General features: G+C 47.7%; 31 protein-coding genes, 1 tRNA gene and 2 pseudogenes. 26 read left to right on the plus strand and 8 right to left on the minus strand.

Translation table 11 applies throughout. The features are described 5' to 3' along the window. Positions 1-93 precede the first annotated feature (93 nt). A pseudogene (locus EBB54_RS05685) lies at positions 94-726 on the plus strand (MBL fold metallo-hydrolase); the annotation flags it as partial. Here EBB54_RS05685 and EBB54_RS32160 read toward each other — a convergent pair. Next, positions 683-883 (minus strand): MerR family DNA-binding transcriptional regulator, encoded by a 201-nt coding sequence (locus EBB54_RS32160; protein WP_334295280.1) that lies wholly within the window; start codon positions 881-883, stop codon positions 683-685. The pseudogene EBB54_RS05685 and the gene EBB54_RS32160 sit on opposite strands and share 44 nt — an antisense overlap. Before the next feature lie 85 nt (positions 884-968). Here EBB54_RS32160 and EBB54_RS05695 point away from each other — a divergent pair, with 85 nt between their 5' ends. The 6 genes from EBB54_RS05695 (at position 969) to EBB54_RS05720 (ending at position 4,426) form a co-directional block, all read left to right on the plus strand. Further along, entirely contained in the window at positions 969-1,466 is a 498-nt protein-coding gene (locus tag EBB54_RS05695) for an SDR family NAD(P)-dependent oxidoreductase (RefSeq protein ID WP_330554385.1), read from the plus strand. Between the two features lie 329 nt (positions 1,467-1,795). Further along, entirely contained in the window at positions 1,796-2,047 is a 252-nt protein-coding gene (locus tag EBB54_RS05700; RefSeq protein ID WP_125126706.1) for a LytR/AlgR family response regulator transcription factor, read from the plus strand. Between the two features lie 142 nt (positions 2,048-2,189). Next, positions 2,190-2,873: a DUF6033 family protein gene (locus EBB54_RS05705; RefSeq protein ID WP_125126707.1), complete on the plus strand. Its 684-nt coding sequence runs from the start codon at positions 2,190-2,192 to the stop codon at positions 2,871-2,873. A gap of 172 nt (positions 2,874-3,045) precedes the next feature. After that, on the plus strand, positions 3,046-3,333 hold the full coding sequence (locus EBB54_RS31055) for a DUF6033 family protein (protein WP_243127868.1): 288 nt from the start codon (positions 3,046-3,048) through the stop codon (positions 3,331-3,333). A 16-nt stretch (positions 3,334-3,349) separates the two neighbouring features. After that, positions 3,350-3,922, plus strand: a complete 573-nt coding sequence (locus EBB54_RS05715; protein ID WP_330554387.1) for a DUF3879 family protein — start codon at positions 3,350-3,352, stop codon at positions 3,920-3,922. 192 nt (positions 3,923-4,114) lie between these two features. Continuing rightward, positions 4,115-4,426, plus strand: a complete 312-nt coding sequence (locus EBB54_RS05720) for an HNH endonuclease (RefSeq protein ID WP_125126709.1) — start codon at positions 4,115-4,117, stop codon at positions 4,424-4,426. Here EBB54_RS05720 and EBB54_RS05725 read toward each other — a convergent pair. Together EBB54_RS05725 and EBB54_RS05730 are read right to left on the minus strand one after the other, a co-directional pair. Beyond that, positions 4,416-4,694: a type II toxin-antitoxin system YafQ family toxin gene (locus tag EBB54_RS05725; RefSeq protein ID WP_125130618.1), complete on the minus strand. Its 279-nt coding sequence runs from the start codon at positions 4,692-4,694 to the stop codon at positions 4,416-4,418. The two genes, EBB54_RS05720 and EBB54_RS05725, sit on opposite strands and share 11 nt — an antisense overlap. Next, positions 4,694-4,966, minus strand: a complete 273-nt coding sequence (locus EBB54_RS05730) for a type II toxin-antitoxin system RelB/DinJ family antitoxin (protein ID WP_004069026.1) — start codon at positions 4,964-4,966, stop codon at positions 4,694-4,696. The genes EBB54_RS05725 and EBB54_RS05730 overlap by 1 nt, the downstream gene beginning before the upstream one ends. Before the next feature lie 396 nt (positions 4,967-5,362). On the opposite strand from EBB54_RS05730, the gene EBB54_RS05735 reads away from it, so the two are divergent. Then, entirely contained in the window at positions 5,363-5,809 is a 447-nt protein-coding gene (locus EBB54_RS05735) for a hypothetical protein (RefSeq protein WP_125126710.1), read from the plus strand. Positions 5,810-6,021: 212 nt separating this feature from the next. On the opposite strand, the gene EBB54_RS05740 is transcribed toward EBB54_RS05735, so the two are convergent. Together EBB54_RS05740 and EBB54_RS30075 are read right to left on the minus strand one after the other, a co-directional pair. Continuing rightward, positions 6,022-7,038 carry a LacI family DNA-binding transcriptional regulator gene (locus EBB54_RS05740; protein ID WP_125126711.1) on the minus strand — a complete coding sequence of 339 codons (1,017 nt, stop codon included), beginning with the start codon at positions 7,036-7,038 and terminating at the stop codon, positions 6,022-6,024. Positions 7,039-7,044: 6 nt separating this feature from the next. Further along, positions 7,045-7,233 (minus strand): hypothetical protein, encoded by a 189-nt coding sequence (locus EBB54_RS30075; RefSeq protein WP_154677774.1) that lies wholly within the window; start codon positions 7,231-7,233, stop codon positions 7,045-7,047. 195 nt (positions 7,234-7,428) lie between these two features. On the opposite strand from EBB54_RS30075, the gene arr reads away from it, so the two are divergent. The 3 genes from arr to EBB54_RS05760 are packed head-to-tail and all read left to right on the plus strand — an operon-like array spanning position 7,429 to position 8,799. After that, positions 7,429-7,842 carry an NAD(+)--rifampin ADP-ribosyltransferase gene (arr, locus tag EBB54_RS05750; protein ID WP_125126712.1) on the plus strand — a complete coding sequence of 138 codons (414 nt, stop codon included), beginning with the start codon at positions 7,429-7,431 and terminating at the stop codon, positions 7,840-7,842. 58 nt (positions 7,843-7,900) lie between these two features. Further along, entirely contained in the window at positions 7,901-8,368 is a 468-nt protein-coding gene (locus EBB54_RS05755) for an AAA family ATPase (protein ID WP_125126713.1), read from the plus strand. Between the two features lie 35 nt (positions 8,369-8,403). Continuing rightward, positions 8,404-8,799, plus strand: coding sequence for a hypothetical protein (locus EBB54_RS05760; RefSeq protein WP_125126714.1), 396 nt, complete (start codon positions 8,404-8,406; stop codon positions 8,797-8,799). Positions 8,800-8,924: 125 nt separating this feature from the next. Here the strand turns inward: EBB54_RS05760 and EBB54_RS05765 are convergent. After that, positions 8,925-9,371 (minus strand): annotated as a pseudogene (locus EBB54_RS05765) (IS1634 family transposase); the annotation flags it as partial. A gap of 471 nt (positions 9,372-9,842) precedes the next feature. Here EBB54_RS05765 and EBB54_RS05770 point away from each other — a divergent pair. The 3 genes from EBB54_RS05770 to EBB54_RS05780 are packed head-to-tail and all read left to right on the plus strand — an operon-like array spanning position 9,843 to position 11,857. Continuing rightward, positions 9,843-10,217, plus strand: coding sequence for a helix-turn-helix domain-containing protein (locus tag EBB54_RS05770; protein ID WP_243127552.1), 375 nt, complete (start codon positions 9,843-9,845; stop codon positions 10,215-10,217). 4 nt (positions 10,218-10,221) lie between these two features. Next, entirely contained in the window at positions 10,222-11,061 is an 840-nt protein-coding gene (locus EBB54_RS05775) for an ImmA/IrrE family metallo-endopeptidase (protein ID WP_125126715.1), read from the plus strand. Continuing rightward, on the plus strand, positions 11,051-11,857 hold the full coding sequence (locus EBB54_RS05780; RefSeq protein WP_125126716.1) for a hypothetical protein: 807 nt from the start codon (positions 11,051-11,053) through the stop codon (positions 11,855-11,857). Before EBB54_RS05775 ends, EBB54_RS05780 begins: the two co-directional genes overlap by 11 nt. A gap of 215 nt (positions 11,858-12,072) precedes the next feature. On the opposite strand, the gene EBB54_RS05785 is transcribed toward EBB54_RS05780, so the two are convergent. Continuing rightward, the gene (locus EBB54_RS05785; RefSeq protein WP_125126673.1) at positions 12,073-13,557 is read right to left on the minus strand and encodes a transposase; all 1,485 of its coding nucleotides are present in this window, start codon (positions 13,555-13,557) and stop codon (positions 12,073-12,075) included. Positions 13,558-13,874: 317 nt separating this feature from the next. Here EBB54_RS05785 and EBB54_RS05790 point away from each other — a divergent pair, with 317 nt between their 5' ends. Genes EBB54_RS05790 through EBB54_RS05805 form a run of 4 tightly spaced genes read left to right on the plus strand, consistent with a single transcriptional unit; the run spans position 13,875 to position 18,224 of the window. Continuing rightward, a complete protein-coding gene (locus EBB54_RS05790) occupies positions 13,875-15,191 on the plus strand; it encodes a DUF512 domain-containing protein (RefSeq protein ID WP_125126717.1) in 1,317 nt (438 codons plus the stop codon). A 35-nt stretch (positions 15,192-15,226) separates the two neighbouring features. Continuing rightward, complete coding sequence (gene der / locus EBB54_RS05795) at positions 15,227-16,555, plus strand: ribosome biogenesis GTPase Der (protein WP_004069014.1); 1,329 nt, start codon at positions 15,227-15,229, stop codon at positions 16,553-16,555. 4 nt (positions 16,556-16,559) lie between these two features. Further along, a complete protein-coding gene (plsY, locus tag EBB54_RS05800) occupies positions 16,560-17,189 on the plus strand; it encodes a glycerol-3-phosphate 1-O-acyltransferase PlsY (RefSeq protein ID WP_125126718.1) in 630 nt (209 codons plus the stop codon). A gap of 18 nt (positions 17,190-17,207) precedes the next feature. Continuing rightward, on the plus strand, positions 17,208-18,224 hold the full coding sequence (locus EBB54_RS05805; protein ID WP_125126719.1) for an NAD(P)H-dependent glycerol-3-phosphate dehydrogenase: 1,017 nt from the start codon (positions 17,208-17,210) through the stop codon (positions 18,222-18,224). 92 nt (positions 18,225-18,316) lie between these two features. On the opposite strand, the gene EBB54_RS05810 is transcribed toward EBB54_RS05805, so the two are convergent. Next, positions 18,317-19,300: an XdhC family protein gene (locus tag EBB54_RS05810; RefSeq protein WP_243127553.1), complete on the minus strand. Its 984-nt coding sequence runs from the start codon at positions 19,298-19,300 to the stop codon at positions 18,317-18,319. Positions 19,301-19,426: 126 nt separating this feature from the next. Between EBB54_RS05810 and spoIVA the strand changes: the two genes are divergently transcribed. From spoIVA to EBB54_RS05855, 8 genes are all read left to right on the plus strand, one after another. Beyond that, on the plus strand, positions 19,427-20,899 hold the full coding sequence (gene spoIVA / locus EBB54_RS05815) for a stage IV sporulation protein A (RefSeq protein ID WP_125126721.1): 1,473 nt from the start codon (positions 19,427-19,429) through the stop codon (positions 20,897-20,899). A gap of 149 nt (positions 20,900-21,048) precedes the next feature. Further along, positions 21,049-22,317 carry a diaminopimelate decarboxylase gene (locus tag EBB54_RS05820; RefSeq protein ID WP_125126722.1) on the plus strand — a complete coding sequence of 423 codons (1,269 nt, stop codon included), beginning with the start codon at positions 21,049-21,051 and terminating at the stop codon, positions 22,315-22,317. Between the two features lie 74 nt (positions 22,318-22,391). Continuing rightward, positions 22,392-22,474: transfer RNA gene (locus EBB54_RS05825), tRNA-Leu, on the plus strand. A 231-nt stretch (positions 22,475-22,705) separates the two neighbouring features. Then, entirely contained in the window at positions 22,706-23,248 is a 543-nt protein-coding gene (locus EBB54_RS05830) for a Uma2 family endonuclease (protein ID WP_125126723.1), read from the plus strand. Positions 23,249-23,455: 207 nt separating this feature from the next. Next, complete coding sequence (locus EBB54_RS05835) at positions 23,456-23,734, plus strand: hypothetical protein (protein ID WP_004069005.1); 279 nt, start codon at positions 23,456-23,458, stop codon at positions 23,732-23,734. 358 nt (positions 23,735-24,092) lie between these two features. Continuing rightward, the gene (locus tag EBB54_RS05845) at positions 24,093-24,494 is read left to right on the plus strand and encodes a hypothetical protein (protein WP_125126724.1); all 402 of its coding nucleotides are present in this window, start codon (positions 24,093-24,095) and stop codon (positions 24,492-24,494) included. Positions 24,495-24,525: 31 nt separating this feature from the next. After that, the gene (locus EBB54_RS31060) at positions 24,526-24,849 is read left to right on the plus strand and encodes a helix-turn-helix domain-containing protein (protein WP_243127555.1); all 324 of its coding nucleotides are present in this window, start codon (positions 24,526-24,528) and stop codon (positions 24,847-24,849) included. Positions 24,850-25,071: 222 nt separating this feature from the next. Beyond that, on the plus strand, positions 25,072-25,986 hold the full coding sequence (locus tag EBB54_RS05855; RefSeq protein WP_125126725.1) for a hypothetical protein: 915 nt from the start codon (positions 25,072-25,074) through the stop codon (positions 25,984-25,986). Positions 25,987-26,013: the final 27 nt, after the last annotated feature.

Here is a 26,013-nt window from a genome sequence, read left to right on the forward strand (position 1 = left end):
TGAAGGCCGGGGAAGTAGAGAACGCTTTAGCTTTAGCAGGAACGGCTTTCTGCCGAAGTAATAGGAAGCAGCAGAATAAGGAGGAAACGGAAAATGTATGAATTGGTTCAAGTCAGTGAGAAATGCTATTACATAAACTGCCCGGCGAAGATAGGCGTCTATGTTGCGGACAAGGATAATGTCTATCTGGTTGACAGCGGAAATGATAAGGATGCCGGAAGGAAGGTCAGGCAGATACTGGAAAAGAACGGCTGGCATCTGGTGGCAATCCTAAATACCCATTCCAACGCAGACCATATCGGCGGAAACAAGTACCTGCAGGGGCAGACGGGATGTAAGATTTATTCCGGCGGTATCGAGGCGGCTTTTACAAAATATCCGGTCTTGGAGCCGTCTTTCCTATATGGCGGTTATCCGTGTAAGGATTTGAAGCATAAGTTTTTGATGGCGCAGGAAAGTGATGTGACGGATTTCTCAGATGAAAGTTTCCCGAAGGAGGTCGAGGTGATACCGCTTCCGGGGCATTTCTTTGACATGGTTGGTTTCCGTATGCCGGACAATGTGGCGTTCCTTGCGGACTGCATCAGCAGCAGGGAGACGCTGGATAAGTATGCCGTTTCGTTCATTTATGATGTGGAGGCATATCTGAAAACACTGGATATGGTGGAGGGAATGGAAGCAGCTATGTTCGTTCCCGCCCATGCGGATGCCTCTGCTGCTCTGGCAGAAAGCATAATCTTATGATCCTGCAGCCGTGCAATCTGCTCATTGAGCGGTTGCCAGAATTGCGCTTCGGGGCAATCAGCCCTTCCTGTTCATAATAGCGGAGGGTATGGATACCCAGCCCCGTCAGTTCTGAAAATTCCCCGATAGAATATTCCATAAAAAATCACTCCAATCCTTTTGACATAGAGTTCACTCTACATTGTATGGTTGGATTATACCAAATCGAAGGAGGATTATCAAATGTGGCAGATCAGAATTTGGGAAAAATCGGGACAATGCTGCACTTGAATATTGAGGCGCTGACAATACTGTCCTCCCTGTTTGTCCGCGACTATAAGGATGTAGATGGGACACAGCTTATCAATGTATCTTCATGCGGAGGCTATACCATTGTGCCTACGGCTGTAACATACTGTGCGGCAAAGTTTTATGCCAGCACATTTACGGAGGGACTGGCATGGGAACTGAAAGAGACAGGGGCGAAAATGAAGGCAAAGGTACTGGCACCTGCGGCGACAAAGACAGAGTTCGGAATGATAGCAAACAATGTCAGTGAATACGACTATGACAAGTCTTTCGGAACATACCATACGGACAAACAGATGGCGGGATTCCTGCTTGAATTGTATGACAGCGGAAACGTGGTGGGGATGGTAGACAGAGAGAGTTTCAGTTTCCGGCTGGCAGACCCATTGTTCCCATATGCGGGAAATTCCTCACATAATCAGCAGCGTATGTGAGAGCGAATATTTATGAATACTACAAAAGACAAACCGCCGCAGATGGCTTACAACCATATGCGGCGGTCTGCTTTTTTCCAGGCAGGGCGGCCTGATAACGGAAATTACTTGGAAAGCGGGGAAATAAGAGGTAATATGCTTACACGGCGGTTTGAGTTTCCCCTATATCGGACGAATGGCGAAAAACTTTAGGGCTGATTTATACATTTTTTAAAAATGCTTTTCCTTTCGTTCCCGAAAAGTGGTCATTTCGTTCCCTCCGCCCGAAAAACGGAAAATTTCTGCCGATATAAGAAGTGAATGCCTATATGGATTTGAGGTGATGGATTTTGGATATTGCAGCTGTGGATGACGAGAAAGCGATCAGGGAGCATATATGCGGGCTGGTGGAGGAACAGCAGCCGGAAAGCCGCATAGAAGCCTATGCCACGGGCGAGGAACTGCTCGCATCGGGAAAGCGGTTTGACATCGTTTTCCTTGACATACAGATGGAGGGCATGAACGGCATAGAGGTGGCAAGGAGCCTGCGGGAAAAGCAAAATGTTGGCACAGGAAACGGACAGAAGATATTACCAGAGTAAGGCAGTTTCGATTGCCGCATATGAGGCGGCGGGCATTTTGAAGTAAGGGAGTAGTTGCTTGGACTTATTGTAAGGGAGCGTATTTAGTCCTGAATGACAGATGGCTGCGATATAAATATGTTTTGGAAGGAGAAGATTTATTATGAGCATTTTAGGGGTAAACGGTACTTTGGCGGGCGCATATCAGTATGCGAACAGGACACAGAAAACGGGCACGAATAAGACAGGGTTTGCAGAGCAGTTGCTGAAAACGGGAGAAGCGGCAGATACGTCAAAGGTGGATGTATACACGGAATACCTCCGGTCAAAGTATGGCAATGTGAGAATCCAGAGTGTCGGGAAAGACCAACAGAGCCTTGACAGGGTGGGAAAGAGCATGAATGGCAGTGATGTTGTTATTGCACCGAACATTCTGGAACAGATGGCAGATGACCCGGGAAAGGCAGCTTACTATGAGGGCAAGATAGATGATTTCTTTAATGCCACTCCGAGACTGAAAGCGTCTTTTGCGGCACAGGGGCTTGACTACCAGCCGTGCGGGGTAGTCGTCCATGAGGATGGGAGCGTTACCTATATCGGCGGTTGTAGCGATTCCCCAGAGCGTGTGGCAGAAGTGAATGCCATCAATAAGGCAAAGCGGGAGAAAGAGGCGGCACAGCGGAAAGCGAGTATGGAGCGCAGCCAGGAGGCGGCGGATGAACGGAAAGAGCAGATGGAGATCATATATAAGCAAAGGAGCATGGCGGAGTTCTTTGTCAGCCATAAAGAAGATATAGGCAGAGTTACATATACGGGTACGCCGGTAAGATTTCAAAGCGGAGGATGATCATTATGGTAATTTTAGGAGTAACGGATTACACAAACACTTATGCGGCAGACAGGGCAAACGCAAGCAGTTCCCTTAACGGGGATTCGCAGGCATACCTGAATAGTCTGAAAGAAAAATACCCGGCAATTCGGAGCGGATTGAGAAGTTTGCAAGGGAGAACAATGACGAGATACTCAGTGCAGGTGCCCTTATTGACAAAAATGGGAAAGTATCTTACTGGATGGCTGGCAGGAGCAGGGACACAATGGAGAACCCTGGCACGGTTTATAAAGAAAAGGTACAGAAGCAGATCGCGGAAAAACGTGCGAAGAAGAAAGAGGAGGAAGCCTTAAAGGAGAAGAAGCTGGCAAAGGCTGAATCCGTGGAAAAACTGATGGAACAGATAAAGGCGGGAACAAGCCAGCCTGTGAAAGTGCAGGAAGAAGGCAAAGGCACACAGTTGGATTTGACCATATAGAAGGAGGGATTTTATCATGCGTATAGGAAATAACAGCCAGGGAATCTGGCAGCTTTTATCAAGGATGAATGGGGGCAAGGCAAATACGAATATGCCTTTCGCCGGGGCATCGAAAGGAAACTATTGTGACAATACCATTGATGATTTGCGTTCCGGACACTTCAAAAATTCCTATGGAGTAGAGGGCATGGGAATCACAGGAAGGACAGATTGGAAACGGATCGTCAACGTATCAGATGAAATGAAGCAGCACGTTTATGAAGATGTTAAAAAGGCGTTTTATAAGTATGGTGGGATGTCTGGTGATAATACTGCTGAGACGGATGCATATTATGACAAGATTCATTCCTATGTGAAGTCATTAGATTTAAGTACCCGCCGTGCTGCACCGTGGACGTTGAGCCAACTCCATTTAGAAATTTCTGGAAGGGTAACACAGGCTGTAAAGGAAAAAGACCCTACATGGACAGCCGGAAAACCAATTTCCCATGAGATACTGGATGAGATTTTTGCAGGTGATACTATCTATCAGGACAGTGTAAATGCCTTGTACTCTAAAGGCAGCAAAGGGCTGGATATACAGATATAATCTTTACACCCTATTCCGCAGAGGCGCAAAAACCATGCGCCCCTGCCGGGGAGCATTTGGAGGTGAAGGCCGGGGAAGTTAGGTGCAATGTATTTATAGGGCAATTAACCGCTCGGACTTATTGCAAGGGAGCGGGTGCGGCTCTGACTGACAGATGGGCTGCCATAAGAAAGAAATAGAGGATTGAAGGAAATGGGTATTAACGGAATAGGAACAGCGGGATATTCGCTGACAGAGGGGCGGTTTTGTGAGGAGCATGGAAAGCAGGAGAACCGCTGCTATGAGAAGTACGACCGCGACCCGGCTGTACGCCGTAGGTACGGGCGGGCATGGAAACGAATCCGTGGCCGTTATGCCGTAAAGCATCCTTTCTGCGAGGAGTGCCAGAGGAAGGGGCTGCTGCGGCCGGTGGAAGAAGTACACCACAAGCTGCCGCTGGCAGAAAAAGTAACAGGCAGGAAAACCTACAAAGATGGAATTACCTGCCTGTGCATTATTTCCTGAAAAGATCTGAGTGTGAACCGGTATCGATTAAGGTCAGCGTTAAAATATCATTTTCGATGAGATAAATTAACAGCCAGTCCGGCTTGATATGGCATTCACGAAAACCTGCAAGGTCTCCGGTCAGCCCATGGTCGCGGCAGCATTCTTCGAGCTGCCTGCCCTGACGCAGCAAGCCGACAACTTCATCCAGCAAAGAGATATCCAGCCCACGTTTTTTCATGAGTTTATAAGCTTTTTTATAGGCTGTGGTAAATTTGACCTGGTACATCAATCATCAAGAGCCGCTTTTAAATCTTCCATACTGGAATATCCTTTGACGTCAGGATCGCGGGAAATACGGCGGGCTTCTGCCATAGCATCAAGGGTTTTCTGGCTGTACGCCGGCATCTCCACGGCAAAAGGAAGTCCGCCGCGAAGGACGCATTGATACAGGAACATATTTACTGCACTGGACATATCCAGTCCGAGCCGGCTGAAAAGAGCCGAAGCTTCTTGTTTTATGCTGGCATCGATTCGAATCTGAGTTGGTGTTGTTGCCATTTGACTACCTCCTTTTTCTTTATTATATACGATATGGTTTACAATGTCAATCAAAATGAAAACAGAATGATGGTGAGGAATGATGGTGGAGGGCGGTAGAAATATTTGTTATCGCAGGGCATGGGATGAGGAGCTGCTCCGCATGGAGATTGAAAGTTTTCAGGGGGCGGATTTTGATGTGTCCTGTCGGGCTTCGGTGATGAAAGGACAGGGTGGATATCTATCAGGGTTTGAGGTATAATTTTTATGCTGGTGGTGTTAAAATTTTACATGGAAGGAATGGAGAACAGTGAAAAAATATCAGTGCCCCTGTTGTGGGTATTACACACACCAAGAGATGATGAAAAAGAGCAGTTATGGCAGCAAATTAAATATGTTTGAAAGGCAGGACAGCTTATGGAGCAGTTTTATAATTACCAAGATATGTCACCGGAACAGCGGGAATCGGCTTTGGGCGCTTTAAGCTCAATTGGCTTTTCCCCCGCATATGGTGGTGTAAAAACAATGCGGCGGGCAATGGATAAATCCGCAGGAGAGAAGATGCCACAATTTTATTTTGTATTCCGGGATAAGGAACTGATAGGCTATATGTTTCTTATCGGCGATGACAAAAAATTTCGTGCATTTCCATGGATTTCAATTGATAATCTTGACGAATTGCCAATGAGGATTGTAGAACCACTGGCAGCTATAGCGGTTAAGGCGTGGAACGATGAAGGTGGCTGCTTCATTAGTTCAGATGGAAGTATCATTGAAAAGAGTTTGATTGCCAGGACTTATAAACATCGTTTGGAGAATTACAGGCGTGGAATTGGAAAGAGAGACGAAAACGAGTGCCGCTGATAATTTTTCATTGAAGGTGCTTATTAGGGAAAAACCACAGTAATCCTTTGGGTGCAAAAAAGAACGATAGCCCCCAAGAAATATTTGTATCAATCAGGGCACGCAATATGGTGTGAGTAGGAGGTAGGTGAATGAATCACCTACCTCCTACTCGACTGTAGTTATATGTACGTATATTCATACCCAGGGCTTAGGAACAGTATGGAAATAACTTATACATTGCGGGTAGAGGACCGGACGATCAGCGAGGGAAGGGTCGCAAAGGACTGTACCTGCAGAGCCGGATTTTTGATCTTTTTCAGTAAGATGGATGCTGCCTGCCTCCCCATTTCATGTACGTCAATGTCTACGACTGTGAGGGGAGGATCAATGAGCTGGGACAACGGGTAGTCGTCAAAGGTGAGGACTCCGATATCATCGGGAATCGTCATGCCGTGCTTTGTGATTGCGTCTGCCGCGCCGATGGCGATCTGGTTGTCTTCGCAGATCACGGCATCCGGAAGGCTGCTTCCACGCAGCAGTTCTTCCATCATGTCAAATCCGCTTTCCTTACTGTAGGTGCCGTATTTGATAAAGGAATCCGGGACAGGAAACCCCTGAATCCGCATCGTAGAGACATAGCCTTTGAGACGGTGCCTGGAAATTTCGTCGCTTTCCTGCCCGCCGATAAACGCTATTTTTGAATACCCGCAGCTGCTCAGATATTTGGTCGCCATCTCTCCGGAGACATGGTTGTTGATGTCGATCCAGCAGGTGTTGGTTGAAAAGGGAGGCCGTCCGATGATCACATGAGGAAATTCCGTTCTTGTCAGAAGGTCGGCAAGAGGGCGTGAAGTGGCGGAACCGTGGATCAGCAGTCCGTCCGCGGCCTTCCTTCCGATGAGCTGTTCCGCTTCCTGCAGCGCGGTTTCCTTATCCGGAGTGCCGATAAAGCTGAAATGATATCTCTTTTCCCAGATTTCATTCTGGGCGCCGCAGAGGATCTCGAACATATGAGGATCATGAAAAGCCGTATGCTTCTTGGTCACGGCGAGAAAGATGATATTATCCGACCGTTTTCTGGCAAAATTGCTGGCCTGTGCATTCGGCAGGTAGTTCATTTCTTTCATGACCTGGAATACGTGCTGCCTTGTAGCTTCAGAAATGGAAGGCTTGTTGTTGATGATTTTGGATACCGTTGCGATCGATACCCCGGCCTGCTTTGCGACGTCCTTGATTGTGACAGACATTTTGCTTCACACCCCTTTTAATATATGTGCCATAATGGTATAACGTTTACCTGAAAAAATCAAGCAGACTTTTTTACTTACCTTCAATAAGTCTTTTAGCTGCGCCCGGAAATCGAAGAGGATTTCCGACAGCTGAAGGATTTCTGGAAGCTGAAAGACTTCAAGAGTACAAAATACAACTATATTCCCTGCCATATCGTAATGACGCTGGTGGGATACCTTTATTTCCAGATATACAAAAACCTGGACGAAGGGAAAAAATATTCAGGCAAATCCCCAAAAGCCTAATTGAAAATAGTATTATTGTGTATGGAAATTTGCGAATAATTGAGATATAATTTTAATGCTGGAAGTGACCGAAAAACTGGTAGTTGTCAAGGAGAAAAACAGATGAGCGAAAAAATAGTATTTAGCAGGGGTTCTTTTTTTCATGGAACAAAAGCAGATTTGAAAATAGGAGATCTGATAGTTACAGGGAAGAAAAAGAATTATAATGATGATAGAAAATCTGAATATGTTTACTTTGCAGGGACTTTGGATGCGGCAATCTGGGGAGCAGAACTGGCAGAAGGGGAGGGGGAGGAAAGAATATATGTTGTCGAGCCGACAGGCGATTTTGAAGACGACCCGAATGTTACAGACAAGAAATTTCCGGGAAACCCAACGAAATCGTATCGATCAAAACAGCCTCTAAAGATTGTAGCAGAGGTGATCAAATGGGAAGGGCATTCACCAGACATATTGAATAATATGCTGGAAAATCTCAGGAAATTGTCTGAACAGGGGATAAAGGCAATTGATTGATTTCGTAAGAGAGACAATATGAAAATCACACCGAATTGGAACTTGAAGGGACAGCTAAATGAATCAAGGAAGAATTATTGTGATTACCGGGGCACCGGGGACTGGAAAAAGTGCAGCATCAGAAAGCATTGCTCAAAAGTCCGATATGGAAAAATCTGTTCATATGTATACCGATGATTTTTATCATTTTATTAGCAAAGGTGCAATAGCACCACATTTACCGGAATCAAGTGAGCAGAATTTAATTGTGATCGAGGCTTTTTTAGAAGCTGCAAAACGGTATGCCCGTGGCGGCTATGACGTGATTGTAGACGGGATTATTGGTCCGTGGTTTTTGAAACCGTGGTTAGATATTGTTCAAGAGGGTTATGAAGTACACTATATCATTTTGAGGGCCAATAAAGAAGAAACTAATATTGAATTAGTAGAATCGATGTGGAAGCAAAATCAAAATAAATTCTCTTTTCTTTTTGTTTCCTGCTTACAGCGGAAACATTGTAAGAGCAGGAAAGCTGTGTTATTATAATGGATATTTCAGATGCTTAGTCAGGAGGATTCGTCATGGAAAATAATATTTTGATGCGTGAAGATATAACGGAAAATGTTATTGCTATAAAAATCAATCAGGCATATAGAGAAAATATGACAGAGCTTGAGTTATATGAAGCAACAAGAGGATATTGGAAAGTAGATGTTAAGAGAGCAGAAAAAGCTCAGTATGCTTTTAGTATTTATAAAGGCATTATAAAAGAAGTATACAAAATAAAAGAATGGCTCCCAGCAGGTACGATACCAAGACCAACACTTCCAGATGCCGAAACGCCAGGAGATAGATTTGAGTTTGTTGGAGAGGTAGCGGAAGAAAATATTAGAGATAAATACATAGAAAAATCTATTGCAAACTTATATCGAAAGGGTGAAGCGAATCCTATAAAATATTTTTATACGAAATTATAAAAACGTATTGACGAAAATATGTTTCTATAATCCTGTCTTTGACAGTTAGTAGATTAAACAATCGCTGTATCCCTTGTATTTTCTGGGTTACAGCGATTATTGTCGTTGTTACGAAATATAGTAATTTATTCTTTCACTTTACTTTTTTTCTGAATGGTTCTCATGCTGCTTTTGGTTATGAATTGATAATCCGTTCGGAAACCACAGACTTCATGGAGAGCATCCGTGATAAACTCCCGTCTGTATAGTGGGATAAATCCCTGTTCCTGTATTTCGGCGAAATTCATGGCTTTTAGCGTATCTAATAATTCTCCGCAGGTGTACTTATAATCCAGTTTTTTCTCAAGAAAACGGTAGAGTGTTAATGCGAGAAAACAAATCAGGAAATGTGCTCTGATTCGGTTTTCATCCTGTAAATAAACAGGTCTTGCAGAAAAATCTGTTTTCATGATCCGGAAACATTCCTCGATCTGCCATCTGCCCTCACTCACTTTCAGGATATCACTGACCTCATCATCCAAAAGGTCTGTGCATACTGCATAGAGTCCGTCGTACCCAGCCTCCTCAGAAATAAAACCCTGTGGATTTAAAGCCGATTCTTTTTCTCCTTTCTTCAGCTTTTTGATGGACTGAGTTACAATATAAGCTTGTTCCCCCATATAATTGCATCCCCGTCCATAAACAGCCCCAAGAACATCCAATGCCCGGTACACATCATGGAGTTTGTAAGAAGGTTTCTCTAAAAACTCCGATGCTGCCTTGTAAGAAGTACGCTTGCTACAAGACTCCAGAATCCTTGTATAGAAATTGTCAAACTTCTGTGTCGCTGGACAGCAGCCGGCATACACACAATATATGAATTTGGAAAAAAGTCAAAATTTCTTGAAATGTTGATACAATGTTTGGAATGTAGCCCAAAATAGAACTCCAAAAAAGTAAATGGCGAGAAAAGTCAAGAAAATGTTGATTTTTGGAGTTCTCCTGAATATAATGAAAGTGTATAAGGGAGAATAATACTCTGAATTATGTTGGAGGTAGCTGTGATGGTAAATATGAATGAGATTATCAGTAACAATATTATAAATATTATGAAGCAGAGTGGAAAAAAGCAGATTGACCTCGCAGGTTATCTAGGTGTGTCTAAGCAGATTGTAAGCAAGATGCTTAGTGGTGCAAGAATAATCAATGCTATTGAACTGCAGAAAATATCAGAATTTCTTAGCGTTTCCATGGAAAGCTTGGTTAAGGTTCCAGAGGTTCTTCCGGAAACAAATGCAGTAAAAGCATTTATGGGTAAAGTGGAATCTCGGGAAGCAAAAAAAGGACTGCAAATTGCAGATGAGATTGCAGATCTTATTTGTTTTTATGCACGTACTTGTGAAAATGCTGAGGAAATGATGAAGCCATGGGAGGCGTAAAGTTATGTGCCGGGTTTTGAATTACAGTCTGTTTGTTAGGGATAGAAATAAATACACAAAAATAAGTGAATGTGCAATCAGCTTCAATTCACTTTATAATAAAAACAACATCATTCAGGATGATATTTTTAATGTGTTGGAGAATTATGTGGCGCGTCACAATATGCCATTTGATATGTTGAGATATCCGATAGGAGATGCGGAATTATGTGCATGTACATTTATTCGCCAAGGCCGTATGTTTGTAATGATTAATTCATCGCTGCCATTATCGAAGCAAATCTTTGCGGCAGCACATGAGTTGTATCATATTTATTGTTATTTTGAAGAAAACGACCCAATTTTGTTGCAATCAGGTTCAATCTTGGAATCTGATACCATAGATGAAGAAGCAAAAGAAATTGAGGATATGGCAGCAAATGCTTTTGCTGCGATTTTATTAGCACCAAAGGATCGCCTTGATGAACAGACAGATGTGTATAATTTATCCTATAAAAACATTTCTGTACAAACAGTTCTTAAAATAATGGATATTTTTGCAATTCCATACAAGGCTGCAGTGCTTCGGCTTTTGGAAGAGGATAAAATTGATATAAAGGCGGCAAGGATGTTATTGCAGATTGATGTGACAGAAATTGCAAAACAAATGGAACTTACAGGAAAAGCTTTAAGATGGCAGGAAATTCCTAATAATTTCATTCGGTTTGGGAGCTTATCAGAGCTGATGTACAATGTTGAACAATTTGAAGCAGCTCGTGATGAACGATTAGAGAGTGATAAGATCAGATTAGATGAAATTGTAAAAAGTTTAAGAAAACAGTGCGGTAATGTCTATGGGAGTTGACAAGAAATATGCCTTGCTGGATACGGACTTTTTATACAAATCGCATGTAGCAAGAAATGCAGCGAACCACACCTTAACAGATTTTGTAATGGAGTTTACAGATTATGAGTTTTTCTGTCACGAAATGATTAAAGAGGAACTGACAAGACACGAAGTGGTTCCCGATCCGAACCCATGGCTCGAAGATAAAATTCAGAGTGGAACAGTAAAAATATATTCAGACCGTGACATAGTAACAGAACTTGGAAAAATATATGGCACATCTGCAACAAGCATGTATCTAACATTGCTACAGACAAGTTGTGATACATTTAATACTGGATTTTTCGAAAAATACTATGGCTCGATGAGTGATATGGATAATTTGGAAGATGTGGAAATATTTCTTGCAGTATTAAAAACATGCGATGACGGTGTTCCTTCTCAGAATGGTATGGGAGAGAAAAAGACTTACGTACTAATCCAAATGATGGAGATTCTGCATAGTAATCGGGTATATGTATTTTGTTCTGACGATTTTAGAGCAAGGCGAAGTATAACCAGTTTAACAAAGCCTGTTCATTGCATTAGTATTTTAGGAGTTTTTTATAAGTTGATGAAGATGGGGCATGGCAAATCCGAAATGCAGGAATATTACAATAGGTTGTCTGCCTTTTTGAAGAATCAGACGGAGTATAGGGTTTGGTCTGCATCAGGACAGCAACGTATAAGAGTGCCTATACAGCAGGTGTTTGATGATCTATATGATGGAAAATTTCAAATGTTAAGAAATGGAGATCTGCAATACATAAAGTAATGGAAAATTCAAGATATTATGGTATAATGGAGTGGTCTCGGAAAGTTACTGTACAGAGAAAAAAATAGCGGATTCTGTGTATCAGATTTGGAGAAAAAGCAGACAGAGAAACAGCGTGCCTGATATTGTGGCGGAGTTTATCAATAGAGGGCATGACTTTAAGACCTCCCTTATGGCAGGTTTTTGAAAAATACAGATAGAAATGGAAAGCAGATTTATGTAGCCAGTTTCTGCCGTTTCTTCAGCCGGGCATCCAGATGGATGTTGATGCAGATGACCATGGTGAAAAAAGAATACCGTTTTCTGGTATGGATTCCCATATCATGGAGATGGTAGTCATTCAGAACCCGGTTGTTTACCCTTTCGCAGGAAGTCCGGTTGTTGTAAATCTTTTGGTATTCATCCGTGCCCCGCGCGACGGGGGGATAAAGGCGGATATCCCATTCCGGCTTCGTGTAGACGCATCGGCCATAAGCAGAAGGAGAACATTTTTCTTTACATGGACAGGAATCCACCTTGCCACAGGCAAAAGGGCAGCGCCATTTCCGGGAATGTTTTTGTTTGATGTATCCCCAGTTGACCATGCGGTAGCCAGCCATGCATAGGGGCGTGCCATCCTGGTCAATCGAGAGGGAGTCCGGAATGGAAGTCGGCCTGCCGCGGTTTGTGTTCAGGTCAATGAAAGGCCGGATGTCCCATTCCTGGCAGAGGCCATAGGTGGGATAGTTGTCATGTGCGGAATCCAGGCAGAGATCCCGGATGGGGATATCCGGATTGACCGTTTTAAATTCACGGAGGGAAACAATGGCGCTTACACTGTCGTGCCGCCTGGCATTCAGGAAACGGATATGCAGGGGCAGGTCAATGCCAATGTCCGGATTATGGGAACAGAGCATGTAAAGGGTGTGGCCGAAATAAAAGACCTCTTCATCGCTGTCCCAGCCCCAGTCAGCATCGGGATCAGAGAAATGGCGCCTGCAGGAGCAGTGCTGGATTCCATTCTCCCTACATTTGCAGACTTTATGCCCGTAAGGGGAGGAATGGGAATGGACACAGGTGCCATCGCCGGAAAGGGTAACGCCGTCAGCGGGGAAAAGCCCGTCCCGTAAGGAAGGGATGAGGGCTGCAAGCCGGAAAAACTGTTGGAGCCGTTCTTCATAATGAAAAGGGAACGAATCATGGTTCAGGGCATAAGTGGCCAGGGTATCGGTAATCCCAGAATGCTTATTAGGAAGCTTTTTCCCTTTGCCGGGTTTCCTGGAAGGCTTTTTATTGTTGTGTGCGGGAAAGAGATCTTTGCGTCCCGTCTTCTGCAAAGCTGTTGGCTGAGACCAGAGCCTGTCCATCAGGTCGAAGTAAGAACCCAGCGGGGCGAGGGATGCGGGGGCAAAGCCAGCCAGGACAGCAAGGAGGCTGTCGGCTTTGAGTTTTTCAACCCAGGCGGTAAGGCTGGTAAAGCGAAGCATCACCATGAGGATAAGGGAGCGAATGATCTGCACCTGGTTGATAGCGGGCCGTCCGGTGTGGGAATAGAACTGGGAGAGATCCTCCATAACCGGATCCAGATTAAGAATCCGCAGTTTTTCCCGGACAGCGGCAAATTCAGAATGAAGCCTTATGCGTTGGGAAGAGTCAAGATGTACTTTTGTCTCATGCAGGAAAGCCAGATATTCCTGATGGGACTGCCAGTGAATTAACATAATATGTGTCCTCCTTTGGTATGGTTGAAAAGTGGATAGTTCTTCTTAACCAAAGGGCCGCGTTATTCATTGCATTTTTTTGCAATGAATAACGCGGCCGCACAAACTGGCAGATTTGTCAATAGGAATTTGGGAATTTTTTGATAAAAATATAAAAAATGTAAGCCCCCACTGAAAAGTGGAGGTGAAGAAAAATAAGGGAACTCTGGAAACGCAGTGATTTCAAGGGCTGTGAGTTTCCGAGAGTACTCTAATGCTCAAAAGAGGTGAACACCGTAAGCATGAACTGCAACAATACCAGGATCAGGAGAGAGCATATGGCACATGAGCACAGGATCTGTTCCGTACAGCAGGGCAGCATTGCCTGGGAGATGGGAATCGAGCCGGGGGATAAGCTGCTGGCAGTGGATGGACAGGAGATCGAGGATGTATTTGATTACCGCTACTATATAGAGGAAGAGGAGCTTGTGCTGCTGATCGAGAAGCCGGACGGCGAGCAGTGGGAGCTGGAGATTGAGAAAGAGAGTTACGAAGACCTGGGAATGGAATTTGAGCAGGGGCTGATGGACGAGTACCGTTCCTGCCGGAATCGGTGCATCTTCTGTTTTATCGACCAGATGCCGCCGGGGATGCGGGATACGCTCTATTTTAAAGACGACGATTCCCGGCTGTCCTTCCTCCAGGGAAACTATGTGACCCTGACCAACATGAGCGGGCATGATCTGGAGAGGATCATCCGATTCCGCCTGGAGCCCATCAACATTTCCTTCCAGACCATGAATCCGGACCTGCGCTGCAGGATGCTCCACAACCGGTTCGCCGGGGAGGCATTGAAAAAAGTGGACACGCTTTATGAGGCCGGAATCGAAATGAACGGCCAGATCGTTTTGTGCAAAGGCTTCAATGACGGGGAAGAGCTGGATCGAAGTATCCGGGAGCTGACCCGGTATCTGCCCCATCTGCGCAGCGTTTCCGTGGTGCCTGTGGGGCTCACCCGGTTCCGGGAAGGACTGGAGCCTTTGGAACCGTTTACGAAGGAAGAAGCCCGGCAGGTGCTAGAGCTGATCCACGGGTGGCAGGAGCGTCTCTACCCGGAACACGGCCTGCATTTCATCCATGCCAGCGACGAGTGGTACATCCTGGCGGGGGAAGAGCTGCCCGGGGAGGAGACATACGACGGTTATCTGCAGTTGGAAAACGGGGTGGGAATGCTGCGGCTTCTTCAGAACGAATTTTCCCAGGCTCTGGATGGAGAGACGGGCGACCGGAAGGAACGCAGGATTTCCCTTGCCACCGGGCTTTTAGCCGCGCCCTATCTGCGGCAGATGGCCTTAAAGCTCCGGGAAAAGTTTCCCCGTACGGAGATTACGGTCTATCCCATCAAAAATGAATTTTTCGGGGAGCAGATCACAGTGTCGGGACTGATCACCGGGCAGGACCTTGTGAAGCAGCTTGCCGGGCAGGATCTGGCAGAGCGGCTTTTGCTGCCCAGCAATATGCTGCGGGCGGAGGAAGACGTATTTTTAGACGATTTTACGGTTTCTGATGTGGAGAACGCTTTACAAGTCCCGCTGAATATTGTAAAATCAAGCGGTCAGGATCTGCTGGACGCAATTCTGGACAGGATCAGATAAACGAAGAATCAGAATACAGGAAGGATTATATAAAGATGAGTAAACCAGTAGTAGCAGTGGTAGGCCGTCCCAATGTGGGGAAGTCTACGTTATTCAACGCCCTGGCGGGGGGAATGATCTCCATCGTGAAGGACACGCCGGGGGTGACAAGGGATCGGATCTATGCGGATGTGAGCTGGCTGGACCGGGATTTTACCATGATTGATACAGGCGGAATCGAGCCGGACAGCAAGGACATCATCCTCTCCCAGATGCGGGAACAGGCGCAGATCGCCATTGACACGGCGGACGTGATCATCTTTATCACCGATGTGCGGCAGGGGCTTACAGACGCGGATTCCAAGGTGGCGGACATGCTCCGCCGTTCTGCCAAGCCGGTGGTGCTGGTGGTCAATAAGGTGGACAGCTTTGAAAAATTTATGCCCGACGTGTACGAATTTTACAATCTGGGAATCGGCGACCCCATACCGATCTCGGCGGCTTCCCGGCTGGGGCTGGGGGATATGCTGGATGTGGTGATTTCCCATTTTCCGGAAGGGGCGGGAACAGAGGAAGAGGACGAACGTCCCCGGATCGCCATTGTAGGAAAGCCCAATGTGGGAAAATCCTCCATCCTCAACAAGCTGGCTGGGGAGAACCGGGCCATTGTATCCGACATCGCCGGAACCACCCGGGATGCCATCGACTCCGTGGTAAAATATGACGGAAGGGAATATGTATTGATCGACACTGCCGGGCTTCGCAGGAAGAGCAAGATCAAGGAAGAGCTGGAACGCTACAGCATCATCCGGGCGGTGACGGCGGTGGAGCGCGCGGACGTGGTGCTGATGGTCATCGACGCGGTGGAAGGGGCCACCGAGCAGGACGCCAAGATCGCAGGGATCGCCCATGAACGCGGCAAGGGCGTGATCATCGTGGTCAATAAATGGGATGCCATAGAGAAAACGGATAAGACCATGCGGGAATATGAGAACCAGATCCGGCAGATCCTGTCCTTCATGCCTTACGCGGAGATCATGTATGTGTCGGCCCTGACCGGACAGCGGCTGAACAAGCTGTATGACCGGATTGATATGGTGATCGCCAACCAGACCCTTCGGGTGGCTACCGGGGTGCTCAACGAGATCCTCACCGAAGCGGTGGCCATGCAGCAGCCCCCGTCAGACAAGGGAAAACGGCTGAAGCTGTATTATATGACCCAGGTTGCGGTGAAGCCGCCTACATTTGTGATCTTTGTAAATGACAGGGAACTGATGCATTTTTCGTATACAAGGTATCTGGAAAACAAAATCCGGGAAGCCTTTGGGTTCCGGGGGACGGCGCTGAGATTTTACATCAGAGAAAGAAAGGAAAAGGGACGGTAGGATCATGGAACGTATCATCTGTTTGGCAATCGGCTATGTATGCGGGCTTCTGCAGACCGGTTATCTGGTCGGAAAAATGAACCACGTGGATATCAGAAAAGAAGGGAGCGGCAACGCAGGCTCCACCAACGCGCTCCGGGTGCTGGGCTGGAAGGCGGGCGCCATGACCTTTGCAGGCGATGTGATCAAATGCCTGGCGGCGGTCCTCATCGCACGGTATCTTTACCGGGATACCCAGTATGTGCCGCTGCTGGCCATGTATGCGGGGATGGGGGCCACCCTGGGGCACAATTTCCCGTTTTATCTGAAGTTCAAAGGGGGCAAGGGAATCGCGGTGCTGGCCGGGCTGATCCTGGCCACAGGGCTGGTGATGGTGCCCATCCCGCTGAGTGCGTTTCTGATTGCGGTTTTGCTGACCAGATATGTATCTCTGGGGTCGCTCCTGGCGTCCTCCATGTTTTTTCTGGAGGTATTGTTTTATGGGCAGCTGGGAGGCTTCGGCATGGCGTTCCGGTATCGGATGGAGCTGTATGTGCTGGTTTTCCTGCTGATGGTACTGGCCTGGGTACGGCATAAGGAGAATATCAAAAGGCTGCTGGCAGGCACGGAAAACCCGTTCAGGAGCAAGAAATGAAAGGTATGGTGAAAATATATGGCGAAAATAGGTGTGATCGGTGCGGGAAGCTGGGGAACGGCGCTCAGCGTCCTGCTTCATAATAACGGAAACGAAGTAACCGTGTGGTCCATTGATCCCGGGGAAGTGCAGATGCTTACAGAGAAGCGGGAGCACGAAAAAAAGCTTCCCGGCGTGAAGCTGCCGGAGGACATGCAGATCACGGGGGACCTGGAAGGAACCATAAAGGGAAAGGATTTTCTGGTTCTTGCGGTGCCGTCTCCATTTACCAGGGCAACGGCAAAGAAGATGAACCCCTTCGTTGCAGAGGGGCAGATCATCGTGGACGTGGCAAAGGGGATTGAGGAAAGCACCCTGATGACCCTTTCCCGGCAGATCGAGGAAGAGATCCCCCAGGCGGACGTGGCGGTGCTGTCCGGCCCCAGCCATGCGGAGGAAGTGGGGCGGGGCCTGCCCACCACCTGCGTGATCGGGGCGAAGACGAAGAAAACGGCGGAATATCTGCAGTCTGTATTTATCAGCAAGGTGTTCCGTGTCTATACCAGCCCGGATATTTTAGGCATTGAACTGGGCGGTTCCCTGAAAAATGTAATCGCCCTGGCGGCCGGAATCGCGGACGGGCTGGGTTACGGCGACAACACCAAGGCGGCGCTGATCACCAGGGGGATTGCGGAGATCGCAAGGCTGGGAGTGAAGATGGGCGGCAGGATCGAGAGCTTTACCGGGCTTACCGGCATCGGAGATCTGATCGTGACCTGCGCCAGCGTCCACAGCCGGAACCGGAAGGCAGGCTTCTTGATGGGACAGGGCAGGACCATGGAGCAGGCCATGGAAGAGGTCCAGATGGTGGTGGAAGGGGTATATTCCGCCAAAGCGGCCAAAAAACTGGCTCAGCAGTACCAGGTATCCATGCCCATCGTGGAGGCGGTCAATGAGGTATTGTTTGAGGGAAAGAACCCGGCGGAAGCCGTGGACGGACTGATGATGCGGGCTTCACGCAGCGAGAACGCGGCGATGCCCTGGGAAGAAGAATAGAATCATGAAGAAAACCTGCCGCACCAGTGGGATCTGATGCGGCAGGTTTTTTTATACCATCGTATGCAGAAAAGCAGCCAGGGGCAGTTTTTTTAATGCATCGGGCAGTCATGCAGGGCAGCAGCCCCGGCGGCTTCTCGTAACAGCGCCCGCTCATAGATCATTTCCCCGGCAATGCTGACGGCGATCTCTTCAGGCGTCACTGCCTTGATGGCGGTACCGATGGGGGCGTGTACCCGGGAGATCACCTCCCGTTCGATCCCGCACTCCAGCAGCTTCTGGTTCACAAAGGCTGTTTTGCGGCGGGAGCCGATGACGCCTACATAGGCAGGCGGCGTTTGCAGGATCTGGCGCAGCACGTCAAAATCATGGCTGTGCCCGTTGGTCATGACCACCACGTAGTCTGACGGCGTGAGATCCAGAAAATCCCCAATGCGGAAATAATCGCCGCAGACGACATGCTCCGCCTCCGAAAAGAGCTCCGGCCGGGAAAGCTCCGGCCGATTGTCCATGACGGTGATGCGAAAACCTACCCTGCTCAGTACAGGAACCAGCGCCTGGGTGCAATGCCCGCCGCCGAAGATCACGGCCCGGTCCAGGACGGGAAGGGGCATATAGAAAGCCTCCTTTGTCCTGGTGCAGTTCATTTCCCCGTCCAGCAGTACGGGAATGGAGCCGTCCAGATGAAGCACCAGGCATCCGGGCTGATGGGCAGAGAGCATGGACAGCACCCGGGAGACAAGCTGCGCCCATTCCCCGGCAGAAGAATCAATATACTGGAAAAAGACGGAAATCTCGCCGCCGCAGACCATCCCTAAGTCATGTTCGGACTGCTCATGGAGGGGGAAGCGGTACTCCGCCGAGCTTCGCTTCTGCAGGAGCATTTGCGCCGTCTCCTCCGCGCGGTGCTCCGCAGCGCCTCCGCCGATGGTACCGCAGATCCGCCCGCTTTGGCCGACAAGCATCTGGGCTCCGGCGCCCCGGGGGGAGGAGCCGCTTTTGGAAGTGATTGTGACAAGCACCAGGTCATGGCGGCGCGACAGTTCCTCCGATATTTTAGAAAAAACAGCATTCATATCAGGATTCATATTCAGATTCCTTTCTTGTTTCATTGTAAAAAAAGTATAGCATATTTTTGGATTTTATCATACCCCTCTTTTTTTCTGCATAGATTGTTATCAGCAGAACAAGGGGGTATTTTTATGGACTCATTTCAGTTATACAAGGATATGAAAGCAAGGACCGACGGGGAAATCTATATCGGCGTGGTCGGTCCGGTTCGGACAGGCAAGTCAACCTTTATCAAACGGTTTATGGATTTGCTGGTCCTTCCCAACATGACCGATGAAAACAGCAGGGAGCGTACAAGAGACGAACTGCCGCAGTCGGCGTCCGGCACCACGATCATGACGACAGAGCCAAAATTTGTTCCGAAGGACGCGGCGTCCATCCAGCTATCGGAGGATGTGGAGGTGAAGATCCGGCTCATCGACTGCGTGGGCTTTATGGTGGAGGGCGCTTCGGGGCACATTGAGAACGACACGGAGCGGCAGGTGAAAACACCCTGGTTTGAATACGAGATTCCGTTTACAAAGGCGGCGGCCATCGGAACCCAGAAGGTCATCCACGACCATGCCACCATCGGCCTGGTGGTCACGACGGACGGCAGCATCTGCGACCTGCCCCGGGAAAATTATGTGGCGGCGGAGGAACGCACGATTCAGGAGCTGCAGTCCATCGGGAAGCCCTTTATCATCCTTCTGAACTGCACGAAGCCCTATACGGATGAGGCGAAGGCTCTGCAGAGTGCAATGGAAGAAAAATACGGGACTTCCGTGCTTCCGGTGAACTGCGAGCAGTTAAAACAAGAAGATGTGAACAACATCATGCGCCAGGTATTGTATGAATTTCCCATTTCCGAGGTGGAATTTTTTGTTCCCAAATGGGTGGAGATGCTTTCCAGGGAGCATCGGATCAAGCAGGACCTTCTGGCGGCCGTGAAGTTTCTGATGACAGAGCTGGACGATATCCGCAGCGTGACGGCCGGGATTCCGGAGGTGGAGAGCCCTTACATAGAGAAGATCGTGGTTGACAGGATTGAGATGGATACCGGAAAGATCCGCATCCTGATCCGGTTCGCGGAGCAGTTTTACTATGAAGTCTTAAGCGAACTTACCGGAACACAGATCCAGGGAGAGTATGAGCTGATCTCCGTGATGAAGGAGCTGGCGGCAATGAAAGAGGAGTACACCCAGATCAAGGATGCATTTGCGGATGTGAAGATGAAAGGCTACGGGGTCGTGAGTCCGAAAAAGGAGGAGATCGCCCTGGAGGAGCCTATGATCATCAAGCAGGGCAACAAGTTCGGCGTGAAGATCCACTCCGAGGCGCCTTCCATCCATATGATCCGGGCAAATATCGAGACGGAGATCGCCCCCATCGTGGGAAATGAAAAACAGGCCCAGGACCTGGTGGAATACATCAAGGCGGAGAGCGAGACGGAAGAAGGCGTATGGGGCACCAACATTTTCGGAAAATCCATCGAAGAGCTGGTGATGGACGGTATGCGTAATAAGATCACCATGATCAACGACGAGAGCCAGGTAAAGCTCCAGGATACCATGCAGAAGATCGTCAATGACAGCAACGGAGGGCTGGTGTGCATCATCATCTGATCCGTAAGGAAAACCCTTAAAGAAACCCTCAGGGATCATAACTTTTGGTTGACATTTTTCAGGTTTGCGATTATAGTGTTTCTGTAAATAATCCTTTAGCAAGATAAACTGAAAAAGTGTGAATACAACAAGATGAGGAGAGAACAACCATGAATAAGATCCCATTTGTAACAAAGGAACAATTGGATGAGATTACGAAAACGTATCCGACCCCATTTCATTTATACGACGAAAAAGGAATCCGGGAGAATGTGAAGGCATTGAAAGAGGCATTTTCCTGGAATCCCGGATATAAAGAATATTTTGCGGTGAAGGCCACGCCGAACCCGTTTTTGATCCAAATCCTGCAGGAATACGGCTGCGGCTGCGACTGTTCTTCCTATACGGAGCTGATGCTGTCCGACGCCATCGGCGTAAGAGGGGCGGATATCATGTTTTCCTCCAACGATACCCCGGCGGAGGAATTTGCGCTGGCGGACCGGCTGGGGGCGATCATCAACCTGGACGACATCACCCATATTGATTTTCTGGAAAAAACCATCGGGCATATTCCGGAAACTATAAGCTGCCGGTATAATCCGGGCGGCCTGTTCAAGATCAGCAACGACATCATGGACAATCCCGGGGATTCCAAATACGGCATGACTACCGAACAGATCGGGGAGGCATTCCGCATTTTGAAGGAAAAAGGCGCAAAGGAATTTGGGATTCACGCATTTCTCGCCAGCAATACGGTGACCAACGAGTATTATCCGATGCTGGCGAAGGTGCTGTTTGAGCAGGCGGTCAGGCTGCAGAAGGAGACCGGCGTGCATATCAAGTTCATCAACCTGTCCGGCGGGATCGGGATTCCCTATACGCCGGACCAGGAGCCCAACGACATCCGCAGGATCGGGGAGGGCGTACGCCGGGTCTATGAACAGGTGCTGGTTCCGGCAGGCATGGGCGACGTGGAGATCTATACGGAACTGGGCCGTTATATGATGGGGCCTTACGGCTGCCTGGTTACAAAGGCCATTCACGAGAAACATACCCACAAGGAATACATCGGCGTGGACGCATGCGCGGTGAATCTGATGCGGCCGGCAATGTACGGGGCATACCACCACATTACGGTGATGGGAAAGGAAGGCCTGCCCTGCACCCACCGGTATGACGTGGCAGGCTCCCTCTGCGAGAATAACGACAAATTTGCCATCGACCGGATGCTGCCGGAGGTGGAGATCGGGGACTACCTGGTCATCCACGATACCGGGGCGCATGGATTTGCAATGGGGTATAATTATAACGGAAAGCTCAAATCCGCGGAACTGCTGCTCAAAGAGGACAAAAGTGTGGAGTTGATCCGCCGCGCGGAGACGCCTGCAGACTACTTTGCAACTTTCGATTGCTTTGAAATTGGAAAAAAACTGGTATAAGGTATTGCAAAAATGATTTGGATGTGTTAAGATAAATTCTGGTTTGAAGAGGAAGTTCTTTTCAGATCAGATGAGCGGATGTGGCGGAATGGCAGACGCACAAGACTCAAAATCTTGCGGGGGTGACCTCGTGTGGGTTCAAGTCCCACCATCCGCAGCCTTACGAAAACCCTTGTTTTACAAGGGTTTTCGTTGTTTTAAGAGAGTCCTTTCAGGCATGGAAAGGGCTCTTTTTTGGTGGTTTGACATCAGTAGTGACATCAACGGGATTCACTATGGGGATTTTCCCTGCTTTCAGGTTCAGAAATAGTCTCCTGCAGTTCTTAGTGCATTGACTTTTCCCATTTTGTACAATATACTAAACTGCATAAGGAAAGGACGTGATATTATGGCATTGGTGCAGGAAAAGACATATACCATTGAAGATATTTACGCTCTGCCGGAAGGTCAGAGGGCGGAACTGATTGACGGACGGATCTATATGATGGCCCCGCCTAATACGATTCACCAAAAAATCTCCTATTCTGTGGCCAGAAGGATTTCTGACTATATTGATAAGAAAAACGGTGAATGCGACGTATTTCTTGCTCCTTTTGCAGTATTTTTAAATGATGACGAGATCAATTACGTTGAACCAGATATCAGCATCATATGCGATAAACACAAACTGGATGACAGGGGATGCAACGGCGCGCCTGATTGGGTCATCGAAATTCTTTCACCTAGTACGGAACGCACGGACTGCGGAATGAAACTTTTTAAATACCGGTCTGCCGGAGTAAGAGAATACTGGACGGTAAACCCGAGGCTTAAGACGGTCAGCGTTTACGATTTTGAATACGATGAAAAAAACGGGCAGTACAGCTTTGATGATGAAATTTCTGCATGCATTTATGAGGACTTGGTTATCCGTATTTCAGACTTGTTATGAGTAAAAGCACTGACCATGCCATTGCACCAAAATGGATTTATACATTGGAGGATGATTGAAAAACGTCTCCTGTGCTAACAGATATGTTCAACCGAGGGTTCTTTTTCAGTGGGGGGATAGGAGAGGAAAAGCATTGGAAAAAGCAAGAATCAGTTTACATGTCATAATAAAGATGCTCTGTTTATTTTAATAAAGGAGGAATTGTCTATGTCAACTTTAGAAAAAACCATCGGATTGTTAGAAACGATGCCGGATGATAAGATTGAAACCATTTATGCATTTGTGCGGTTTATAAATTCAGATGCATATAAAATTTCTTCTGAAATCGCATCAATAAAGGCGGAAGATGAACATAGGGTTTCTGAAAGTATAGAAGGTCTGCGTATTTTAGAGTCCTTCGTTGGAACACTGCCAGAAGATTTTAACTACGAACAGGAATTAGAGGAGGCGCGTAATGAAAAATATGGTCGTTTTGATAGATACTAATCTGGTATTAGACGTATTGGAAAAACGCATGCCTTTCTATGAAGCTTCATATGCTATACTAACATATTGTGCCGAACAGTAATCCTTCGTAATTGAATGTTGCTGATGGGACGGCCAGCGAAGGACAGACGTCAAACTATGTTGTCCGGAGCAGGAGCAGGACATATACCGGAGGGCGGCAGTAAAAATCCTGAAGGCGATCGAGGAAAACAGGGCGGACTGGTCCGAGGACTGTGACGCCATTGTACAGAACTGCAGCGGGGCCTATCATGATGCCTCGCACCATATGACCATGGTTTACGCGGACTACTATTTTTATAGAAGCCATTTATAAGATCAAGAAGGAAGGAATCCTGCTATGGTAGAAGAGAGGAACATGAATGGAAAAAAGAAGGAACCCATGGAATTATGTTTGAAGATTTTAGATGCTGATCAGAAGACCCGGGCGGTGGGCCGGTCTCTTGTGTATGTGACCGGTAACGTGACTTATCTCCTGCCCTTTGGAGAAAAACGCATCAACCTGTCTCCGAAGGCATTTTACGGAAATAAACATCTCTTATGCGTGCAGGCCGCAAAGAGGTTTGAGGTGGATACCTACCGCAATCTGGCGGTCAATGTGTGCGACCAGCATCACCTTAAGAATTGCTATCCTCATGCGTCGGCCAATGTGGAGACCAGAGGAGAGTCCGTCTTCGCCGCCCAGAACGCCATTGACGGGGTGACGGTCAACTGCTGCCACGGAACAGGAGGAAGAAAATGAAACAGAAATATCAAATTGATACTAGGGAGATATGGCGCCGCTGGTGGTCGGCGGACTTGCGGTTTCCGCGGAGGCGGCACAGGATCCGGCAAAAAAAGAAGCAGCGGAAAAATTTATCAAGTGTTCGGCAGTCCGTGTGCTGGATGAAAAATTCCGCAATCTGGCGCTGCCTCATCCGGAGCATGACGAGAATCTGACGCTGGAGGTTCTGGCAGGGGAGGTGCACATGAATCCTTATTATTTCAGCAGCTTTTTCAAGAAAAATGCGGGGGAAAATTTTAAGGACTATCTCAGCCGGATCCGCGTTCAGCATGCGGTGTCCCTCCTGGTATCTACGGACATGAAGGCTTATTAGATCGCGCTGCAGGTTGGATTCGGCGATACCCGGGGATTCTCGGAGAGCTTCCAGAGGATCTACCATGAGACACCAGCTTCCTACAGGAAGAGGGCGAAGAAGGAACAAATTTTATAGGACGTTTTACCAGTTTGAAGGTTCGAACGATAACCAAGCCACGAACGACTCATTTCTAGCTGGGGTTGTGACCCCAACATCATTTTATAAAAAGAAGGTGTTCATTTGATTTATTACAAAGCTGCTTTCAGAGCAGGAATCATCCTGCTGTGCATGTTCGCAGTGATCACTGCAATCTTAGTGATCTGTGCATGGCTGCCCTCATTCATCAGCGGGAAGATCGGTCGGAGAGCGCTTGTAGACCCGGAACCATGGGCAGAACGCTCCGGCAGAAGGCGAAAGACCCGGATGGAACAGATTGAGTGGATCAGATTCTACCCTCTGAAAAAGCTGATCCTGGCTCTGCTGTGGCTGCTTTGTGCGGTTGTCAGCGCCAGGGCATTTCAGGTCTATGTTCTGGCAGGAATGCTGGTTGTATGGGACGCGGAGGATATCGGATTTACCCTCTTTATCTGCCTGCTGACAGCCGCCTCATCTGTGCCGGTGGCAAGATACCTCCTGCTCCAGTACCATTCCATGCCGCGCCTGAACCGGATCCTGTCCAAAAAGGAAATGGACGGCTTGATGGAAAGAGAACATTTCCAGCGCGTTCAATTTTCTAACGAGGCATTGAACAGATTCCATCCGATCTACAGAAGTATGAACTGGCTTGTAGTGGATGGAACAGCCATTTCTAAAAGACTGGCCGTCATTGCCCAACTGAACTGCCACTTCCATCGCCACCATGGGTTACGATATGTCTGGCTGGAAGTGTATTACCTGAACGGGAGGAAGGTAAAGACAAAGCTGGGGAATTGGTCGGTCCGCAGCGGAGAAAGGGAGAACAGGAAGGCGCTTGAAAACTTCCTGGCAGGGGAAAATCTGCGGGTGGAGGATTTCGGACCGGGCGGAGAGAAACGGCTGTTGGATCATATTGCAGAACAATACGGCAGACTCCTTCCGGAGCTTAAAACAGAATCCGAAAAAATCTTATATTTACTCAAAAATGACACCACAGAAATCAAAGAACATATTTTATAGGATGTTTTGGAAGAATTAAGGCAAAAA

Source organism: Schaedlerella arabinosiphila (assembly GCF_003885045.1).
Classification (GTDB): Bacteria; Bacillota; Clostridia; order Lachnospirales; family Lachnospiraceae; genus Schaedlerella; species Schaedlerella arabinosiphila.

Bases quoted from the DNA above. Each gene is read 5' to 3' on its own strand.
- EBB54_RS32160 (WP_334295280.1), bottom strand. From the start codon at position 883: ATGGAATATTCTATCGGGGAATTTTCAGAACTGACGGGGCTGGGTATC.
- EBB54_RS05705 (WP_125126707.1), top strand. From the start codon at position 2,190: ATGAGCATTTTAGGGGTAAACGGTACTTTGGCGGGCGCATATCAGTAT.
- EBB54_RS05715 (WP_330554387.1), top strand. From the start codon at position 3,350: ATGCGTATAGGAAATAACAGCCAGGGAATCTGGCAGCTTTTATCAAGG.
- EBB54_RS05720 (WP_125126709.1), top strand. From the start codon at position 4,115: ATGGGTATTAACGGAATAGGAACAGCGGGATATTCGCTGACAGAGGGG.
- EBB54_RS05725 (WP_125130618.1), bottom strand. From the start codon at position 4,694: ATGTACCAGGTCAAATTTACCACAGCCTATAAAAAAGCTTATAAACTC.
- EBB54_RS05730 (WP_004069026.1), bottom strand. From the start codon at position 4,966: ATGGCAACAACACCAACTCAGATTCGAATCGATGCCAGCATAAAACAA.
- EBB54_RS05735 (WP_125126710.1), top strand. From the start codon at position 5,363: ATGGAGCAGTTTTATAATTACCAAGATATGTCACCGGAACAGCGGGAA.
- EBB54_RS05740 (WP_125126711.1), bottom strand. From the start codon at position 7,038: ATGTCTGTCACAATCAAGGACGTCGCAAAGCAGGCCGGGGTATCGATC.
- EBB54_RS30075 (WP_154677774.1), bottom strand. From the start codon at position 7,233: ATGGCAGGGAATATAGTTGTATTTTGTACTCTTGAAGTCTTTCAGCTT.
- arr (WP_125126712.1), top strand. From the start codon at position 7,429: ATGAGCGAAAAAATAGTATTTAGCAGGGGTTCTTTTTTTCATGGAACA.
- EBB54_RS05755 (WP_125126713.1), top strand. From the start codon at position 7,901: ATGAATCAAGGAAGAATTATTGTGATTACCGGGGCACCGGGGACTGGA.
- EBB54_RS05760 (WP_125126714.1), top strand. From the start codon at position 8,404: ATGGAAAATAATATTTTGATGCGTGAAGATATAACGGAAAATGTTATT.
- EBB54_RS05770 (WP_243127552.1), top strand. From the start codon at position 9,843: ATGGTAAATATGAATGAGATTATCAGTAACAATATTATAAATATTATG.
- EBB54_RS05775 (WP_125126715.1), top strand. From the start codon at position 10,222: ATGTGCCGGGTTTTGAATTACAGTCTGTTTGTTAGGGATAGAAATAAA.
- EBB54_RS05780 (WP_125126716.1), top strand. From the start codon at position 11,051: ATGGGAGTTGACAAGAAATATGCCTTGCTGGATACGGACTTTTTATAC.
- EBB54_RS05785 (WP_125126673.1), bottom strand. From the start codon at position 13,557: ATGTTAATTCACTGGCAGTCCCATCAGGAATATCTGGCTTTCCTGCAT.
- EBB54_RS05790 (WP_125126717.1), top strand. From the start codon at position 13,875: ATGGCACATGAGCACAGGATCTGTTCCGTACAGCAGGGCAGCATTGCC.
- der (WP_004069014.1), top strand. From the start codon at position 15,227: ATGAGTAAACCAGTAGTAGCAGTGGTAGGCCGTCCCAATGTGGGGAAG.
- plsY (WP_125126718.1), top strand. From the start codon at position 16,560: ATGGAACGTATCATCTGTTTGGCAATCGGCTATGTATGCGGGCTTCTG.
- EBB54_RS05805 (WP_125126719.1), top strand. From the start codon at position 17,208: ATGGCGAAAATAGGTGTGATCGGTGCGGGAAGCTGGGGAACGGCGCTC.
- EBB54_RS05810 (WP_243127553.1), bottom strand. From the start codon at position 19,300: ATGAATGCTGTTTTTTCTAAAATATCGGAGGAACTGTCGCGCCGCCAT.
- spoIVA (WP_125126721.1), top strand. From the start codon at position 19,427: ATGGACTCATTTCAGTTATACAAGGATATGAAAGCAAGGACCGACGGG.
- EBB54_RS05820 (WP_125126722.1), top strand. From the start codon at position 21,049: ATGAATAAGATCCCATTTGTAACAAAGGAACAATTGGATGAGATTACG.
- EBB54_RS05830 (WP_125126723.1), top strand. From the start codon at position 22,706: ATGGCATTGGTGCAGGAAAAGACATATACCATTGAAGATATTTACGCT.
- EBB54_RS05835 (WP_004069005.1), top strand. From the start codon at position 23,456: ATGTCAACTTTAGAAAAAACCATCGGATTGTTAGAAACGATGCCGGAT.
- EBB54_RS05845 (WP_125126724.1), top strand. From the start codon at position 24,093: ATGGTAGAAGAGAGGAACATGAATGGAAAAAAGAAGGAACCCATGGAA.
- EBB54_RS31060 (WP_243127555.1), top strand. From the start codon at position 24,526: ATGGCGCCGCTGGTGGTCGGCGGACTTGCGGTTTCCGCGGAGGCGGCA.